The following is a 5,872-nucleotide window of genomic DNA, read 5'->3' as shown; positions in this document are numbered from 1 at the left end:
CCGGGACCGCGAGGGACGCCGGCGCGGGGGCCGCCGGGGGCAGGCGGACCCCGTCCTGCATCGTGCTGACGGCGTCGACGATGCGGCGGGCGTCGAAGGCGTGAGCGACCCGGCGCAGGCCCATCGCCACCACCGCGAGGCCGGAGAGCACCGCCCCGGCCGAGGCGACGGTCGCGCCCGCGATCACCATGGAGAGCCCGCTCTCCAGGCGGACGAAGGGGAACCCCTGGATCACGGCGACGACGCCGCCGATCACCATCGCGGCACTGAGCGCGAACAGCGCAATGATCATGGAACTCTCGAAGTCGGGGCCGGATACGCCAGGATCGTAGTAAGACCTTGCCGGCGTTTTGCAAAACGCCGGCGACCCGGAGTCGGCCCCGCGGCGTGGCGGTTTCCACGGGCTTCGTGCCGGTTCCGGCGTTGCCGCGGCGGGGGCACCGACTTACCTTCCGGTCGTTACCCCGTCGAGCGCGGCGCGCGGCGCGATTCCGCACGCCCGTCCAGAAGACCTCGACAAGACGGAGAATCTGATGACCTTCACCCTGCCGGAACTGCCCTACGCCTACGACGCGCTGGCCCCGTACATGTCGAAGGAAACCCTCGAGTTCCACCACGACAAGCACCACAAGGCCTACGTCGACACCGGCAACAAGCTGCTCGAGGGCACCGGTCTCGAGGGCAAGAGCGTCGAGGAGATCGTCACGGCGAGCTACGGCAACAACCAGCCGCTGTTCAACAATGCCGGCCAGCACTTCAACCACCTGCACTTCTGGCAGTGGATGAAGCCCAACGGCGGCGGCGCGATCCCGGGCAGCCTCGCCAAGAAGATCGACGAGGATCTCGGCGGCGCGGAGAAGTTCAAGGCGGACTTCATCCAGGCGGGCATCGGCCAGTTCGGCTCGGGCTGGGCCTGGCTCGCGGTCAAGGACGGCAAGCTCGCCATCATGAAGACCCCGAACGGCGAGAACCCGCTGGTGCACGGCGCCAAGCCGATCCTCGGCGTCGACGTGTGGGAGCACTCCTACTACATCGACTACCGCAACCGCCGCCCCGACTACCTCAAGGCGTTCCTGGAGAACCTCGTGAACTGGGAACACGTCGAGACGCTGTACGGCGAAGCCACCGCCTGAGGCGGCGTAGCGGAGGTCGCCGCTTGGCGGGCCGGGCGTCGCACCTCGCGGCGCCACGTCCCGGATCGGCGACGGCCTTCACCCATCTCTTGGACGATCACGCCACCGCCTCTTCCCTCCCCCCGACGGATCTCGGGCTTGCCCGAGATCCGCAACCCCGTGTGCCCAAGTCGGGCAGGCCCGACTTGGGTGCGGGGGGAGGGAAGCCACCCCTGACAGGCGTCGTCCCGCCCCGAGGCGTCCAGCACCGGCCGTTTTCGTCGCGTTCGATCGCACGGCCGGTGCAGGTCGACCAACGGGTCGCGTCCAAGCTTGGCGACGGCGGCGTCCATCCGCCTACGACGCACATTGTCCCGCCGGTCGGGAGCGCCCGTTTCCCGACGCAGGTCTCCGAGGGGGAAATCGATGCCCGGCGACCTCGCAGGTCTTCTCGACGGCTCGGCCAACTGGATCGCCGACCGAACCGGAACCAGGCTGGCCCTTCCCCTTCTCGGCGCCCTGGCCGGTTTTGCGGCCGCGGCTCTGCGACTGTACTTCTCGCATCGGCGGAGGCGGATCGAACTCGAGCCCGATCTCAGGAAGCTCGAGGCCAAGCGTTGGAATGAGCACATCAAGCTCTATGGCAGCCTCTCGAACACGCTGGGGATCGCTATCGTAGGTGCCGCCTTCATCGTACCCTACGTCAAGGATCACAACTGGCCGCAGGGCGAAGCCATCTGGTGGATGCTCCTCGGCGCCGCGCTGCCCGCCTCCGGGCAGTTCGTCATTCGGTTCATCCAGAGCGAGAGTTGAGCGATGCCCGACACGAATCTCCTCCTTCTGCTGGTCGGCGTCGTCATCGGCGGGGCCGTGGGTTTCTTCGCTCTCGGCAGCCGGGCGTTCCGCCCGCGCGGCGCGGAACAGGGCTCGGCCAGCAAACCCGTCTCTGCGCATCGCTGATCCGCCCCCCGGCTCAGACGGGCAACAGCCTTCATCCATCCAGGCGACGGTGAATCCACCCCAACTTCCCTCCCCCCTCTGCGGGGAAGGGTGAGCCTCGCGTCAGCGAGGGTCGGGTGAGGGGAGCGCCATATCCGGACAGCGCGCTCCCCTCTCCCGACCCGCTTCGCGGGCCACCCTCCCCCGCACCCAAGTCGGGCCCGCCCTCTTTGGGCACACACGGTGCGGATCTCGGGCAGGCCCGAGATCCGTCGGGGGGGAGGGAGAGGCGCTTCCGCTTCGGTCGCGGCGCATGACGTCGGCTTGCTGAGCCGCCGGCTCGCATCCGATCCGGCGAAAACCGCGCCCTGTGCGCCACCTCACACCGGCCCCGATCACCGCGCTTGACGCAGACCATGATGGTCATCATGTCGGCTTATACATGATGATCATCATGTTCGAGCAGGAGAGATCGGCCATGTCCACCAAGCCCGCAGTTCTCGTCACCGGCGCCTCGTCCGGGATCGGTGCCACCTATGCCGACCGCTTCGCGCGGCGCGGCCACGACCTCGTGCTGGTCGCCCGCGACGGGCAGCGCCTCGAAGCCCTCGCCGACCGGCTGCGGCGCGAGGCCGGAATCGCCGTGGACGTGGTCCAGGCCGACCTCACCGTGGAGGCCGACCTCGCCCGCGTCGAGGCGCGCCTGCGTGAGGACGCGCGCATCGGCGTGCTCGTCAACAATGCCGGCGCGGCGGTGCTGGGGCCCTTCGTCGACCAGAATCCCGGTCCGCTCGCCGCCCTCATCACCCTCAACGTCACCGCGCTGACGCGGCTCGCCAACGCCGCGGCGCCGCGCTTCGTCCGGGCCGGCACCGGCGCGATCATCAACATCGGCTCGGTCGTCGGCCTCGCCCCGGAACTCGGCATGTCGGTGTACGGGGCGACCAAGGCCTTCGTGCTCTATCTCAGCCAGGGGCTGCATCTCGAGCTCGGGCCCAAGGGGGTGCACGTCCAGGCGGTGCTGCCGGCCGCCACCCGCACCGAGATCTGGGAGCGGTCCGGCGCCGACGTGAACACCCTCGACAACGTCATGGAGGTCGGCGAGCTGGTGGACGCCGCCCTCGTCGGCTTCGACCGGCGCGAGACCGTGACGATCCCGCCGCTGCCCGATGCCGGGCAGTGGAGCGCCTACGAGGCCGGGCGCCAGGCGATGCTGCCCAATCTCGGGCGGCCGCATGCGGCGGAGCGCTACCGCGCGGCCTGAGCCGCCGGCGGCTCAGGCCAGCGCGGCGGCGGCGAGCCCGGCCTCGGTCAGGTAGGGCCGGAACAGGCTCGCCACCTGGGCCGCGCCCCAATCCAGGTGCTCGCGCCGGACCTCGCCGAGGCCGCGGCGCGAGCGCAGGTAGTCGATCCAGTAGGTAGAGACGATCCAGGCGTTGACGATCAGGTGCTCGGTCTCCGCCGGGCCGGCCCTGAGCAGGCCCGCCGCCTTCATCCCGGCGAGCGCCTGCCGGACGTGGTCCTGGCCGGAATCGCTGACCGTCTTCAGCCGCGGCCGCAGGGCCGGCGCGAGCCGGAAGATCGTGCCGCCGTCGCGGTAGAAGAAGCGCCACTCCCACATCAGCGTGAACCAGCCGGCGAGGTAGGGGGCGTAGCGCGCCTCGCCCGCCTGCGTCGCGTAGGCCGTCGCCACCGCCTCGAGCCGGATCTCAAAGGCCGAGAACAGCGCCTCCAGGATCTGCTCCTTGCGCTGGAAGTGATAGTAGAGATTGCCCTCGTTGATGCCGACCGCGGCGGCGATCTCGGCGGTGGTGACGGCGGCCGGACCGCGCTCGTTGAACAGGTCGCGGCAGGCCGCGAGCACGCGGTCGCGCGTGCCGGGCTTCGCGACGCGCGTCGCACCGCTCCTGCCCGCGGCCCCGGCAACGCCCTTCGGCAGATCCTTCGCGCGCGCCGCAGGGCCCGTCCTCATCGCCCCGCCCTCATCGCCTCAGGCCCGCCGTCCGACTTGGCCGCCCCATCGATCCACCCGCACCCTGATCCGGCCTGCGATCCGCCGAGCGCGGGGCGCGTCCGGCACCATCACGTTTCGCGCCAGATGCATTTTACGGTGGTAGCCCGTTGACGTCTATAAGGTGTCCACCTTAAATCGGGGCGACGCGCGAAACCGCCGGAGCCCGACGCCATGAACGACGCCTCGCCCCCCACGAGTCCGCTTCGGGCGCCCGCCTCCGCCGCGGACGCCGCCCGGCATTTCGACGTGCTGGTCGTCGGCGCCGGGCTCTCCGGCATCGTCATGGGGCACTACCTGCAGACCGAGTGCCCGCGGAAGACCTACGCCATCCTGGAAAGCCGCGACGCGATCGGCGGCACCTGGGACCTGTTCCGCTATCCCGGCCTGCGCTCGGATTCCGACCTCTACACCTTCGGCTTCAGCTTCCGCCCCTGGCGCAGCGACCGGGCGATCGCCGACGGCGCCTCGATCCTGAGCTACGTCCGCGAGACCGCGCAGGCCGAGGGCATCGACCAAAAGATACGCTTCGGCACCCGGGTGGTGCGGGCGGCCTGGGATTCGGCCGCCGCCCTGTGGACCCTCGACGCCGAGGTCGGCGAAGCCGCCGAGCCGGTGCGCTACACCTGCGCGGTCCTGTCGGTGTGCAGCGGCTACTACGCCTACGACCACGGCTACAGCCCGGACTTTCCCGGGCGCGAGCGCTTCGCCGGGCCGGTGGTGCACCCGCAGGCCTGGCCCGAGGACCTGTCCTGGGACGGCAAGCGCGTGGTGGTGATCGGCTCGGGCGCCACCGCGGTGACGCTGGTGCCGGCGATGGCCAAGACCGCGCAGCACGTCACGATGCTGCAGCGCTCGCCGACCTACATCGTCGCCCTGCCGAGCCGGGACAGAATCGCGCATTGGCTGCGCGAAAAGCTGCCGGCCGGCCTCGCCCACCGGCTGACGCGGGCGAAGAACGTCGCGCTCGGCATCTTCTTCTACCAGTTCGCGCGCAAGAAGCCGGCGGCGATGACCAAGCGCATCCTCGACGGCGTGCGCGCGCAGCTCGGCCCCGACTACGACGTCGCCAAGCACTTCACCCCGAGCTACAAGCCGTGGGACCAGCGCCTCTGCCTCGTGCCGGACGGCGACCTGTTCAAGGCGATCCGCTCCGGCGCCGCCTCGGTCGAGACCGACACGATCGCCAGCTTCACCGAGGACGGCGTCCGGCTCGCCTCCGGCAAGACGCTGCCGGCCGACATCGTCGTCACCGCCACGGGCCTCCGGATGAAGATGATCGGCGGGATGACGCTTTCCGTCGACGGCCGCGCGGTCGAGCCGGAGAACACGTTCCTGTACAAGGGCATGATGCTGTCGGGCGTGCCGAACTTCGCGGTGACGATCGGCTACACCAACGCCTCGTGGACCCTGAAGAGCGAGCTGACGGCGCGCTACCTTTGCCGGCTCATCAACCACATGGACGCCAACGGCTTCGCGCGCTGCGAGCCCCTGGCGGATACCGGCCGGCTCAACACCGAGCCGACCCTGCCGCTGACCTCCGGCTACGTCACCCGCGCCGCGCACCTGCTGCCGAAGCAGGCCGACACCAAGCCGTGGAAGCTGCACCAGAACTACATCCTCGACACCGCCGCCCTGAAGTTCGGCCGCCTCGACGACGGCACGATGCGGTTCTCGCGCCGCGAGGCGGCCAAGCGCGCGGCGTGAGCCTCCCTTCCCTCCCCCCGACGGATCTCGGGCTTGCCCGAGATCCGCACCCTGTGTGCCCAAGTCGGGCAGGCCCGACTTGGGTGCGGGGGAGGGTGGGCCT

Annotated in this window: 6 protein-coding genes and 1 pseudogene; 5 read left to right on the top strand and 2 right to left on the bottom strand. The window is 70.2% G+C overall.

Features of this window, described 5'->3' with window-relative positions; all coding sequences use genetic code 11:
- A pseudogene (locus FV227_RS27485) lies at positions 1–292 on the bottom strand (hypothetical protein); the annotation flags it as partial.
- A gap of 241 nt (positions 293–533) precedes the next feature.
- Here FV227_RS27485 and FV227_RS27480 point away from each other — a divergent pair.
- From FV227_RS27480 to FV227_RS27465, 4 genes are all read left to right on the top strand, one after another.
- Positions 534–1,133, top strand: a complete 600-nt coding sequence (locus FV227_RS27480; protein ID WP_147729591.1) for a superoxide dismutase — start codon at positions 534–536, stop codon at positions 1,131–1,133.
- Positions 1,134–1,538: 405 nt separating this feature from the next.
- Positions 1,539–1,925, top strand: a complete 387-nt coding sequence (locus FV227_RS27475; protein ID WP_147729590.1) for a hypothetical protein — start codon at positions 1,539–1,541, stop codon at positions 1,923–1,925.
- A gap of 3 nt (positions 1,926–1,928) precedes the next feature.
- Positions 1,929–2,072 carry a hypothetical protein gene (locus tag FV227_RS29420; RefSeq protein ID WP_187274983.1) on the top strand — a complete coding sequence of 48 codons (144 nt, stop codon included), beginning with the start codon at positions 1,929–1,931 and terminating at the stop codon, positions 2,070–2,072.
- Positions 2,073–2,529: 457 nt separating this feature from the next.
- Positions 2,530–3,315: an SDR family oxidoreductase gene (locus FV227_RS27465; protein WP_187274982.1), complete on the top strand. Its 786-nt coding sequence runs from the start codon at positions 2,530–2,532 to the stop codon at positions 3,313–3,315.
- Between the two features lie 12 nt (positions 3,316–3,327).
- Here the strand turns inward: FV227_RS27465 and FV227_RS27460 are convergent, their stop codons facing one another.
- On the bottom strand, positions 3,328–4,023 hold the full coding sequence (locus FV227_RS27460) for a TetR/AcrR family transcriptional regulator (RefSeq protein WP_147729267.1): 696 nt from the start codon (positions 4,021–4,023) through the stop codon (positions 3,328–3,330).
- A gap of 213 nt (positions 4,024–4,236) precedes the next feature.
- Here FV227_RS27460 and FV227_RS27455 point away from each other — a divergent pair, with 213 nt between their 5' ends.
- Complete coding sequence (locus tag FV227_RS27455) at positions 4,237–5,769, top strand: NAD(P)/FAD-dependent oxidoreductase (protein WP_147729266.1); 1,533 nt, start codon at positions 4,237–4,239, stop codon at positions 5,767–5,769.
- Positions 5,770–5,872: the final 103 nt, after the last annotated feature.

This window comes from Methylobacterium sp. WL119, from assembly GCF_008039875.1.
Taxonomy (GTDB): Bacteria; Pseudomonadota; Alphaproteobacteria; order Rhizobiales; family Beijerinckiaceae; genus Methylobacterium.
The sequence above is the reverse complement of the archived record's forward strand: the minus strand, read 5'-3'. Positions and strand labels throughout refer to the sequence as shown.

Coding starts and splice junctions, on each gene's coding strand:
- FV227_RS27455 (WP_147729266.1), top strand. CDS start 4,237: ATGAACGACGCCTCGCCCCCCACGAGTCCGCTTCGGGCGCCCGCCTCC.
- FV227_RS27465 (WP_187274982.1), top strand. CDS start 2,530: ATGTCCACCAAGCCCGCAGTTCTCGTCACCGGCGCCTCGTCCGGGATC.
- FV227_RS27460 (WP_147729267.1), bottom strand. CDS start 4,023: ATGAGGACGGGCCCTGCGGCGCGCGCGAAGGATCTGCCGAAGGGCGTT.
- FV227_RS29420 (WP_187274983.1), top strand. CDS start 1,929: ATGCCCGACACGAATCTCCTCCTTCTGCTGGTCGGCGTCGTCATCGGC.
- FV227_RS27480 (WP_147729591.1), top strand. CDS start 534: ATGACCTTCACCCTGCCGGAACTGCCCTACGCCTACGACGCGCTGGCC.
- FV227_RS27475 (WP_147729590.1), top strand. CDS start 1,539: ATGCCCGGCGACCTCGCAGGTCTTCTCGACGGCTCGGCCAACTGGATC.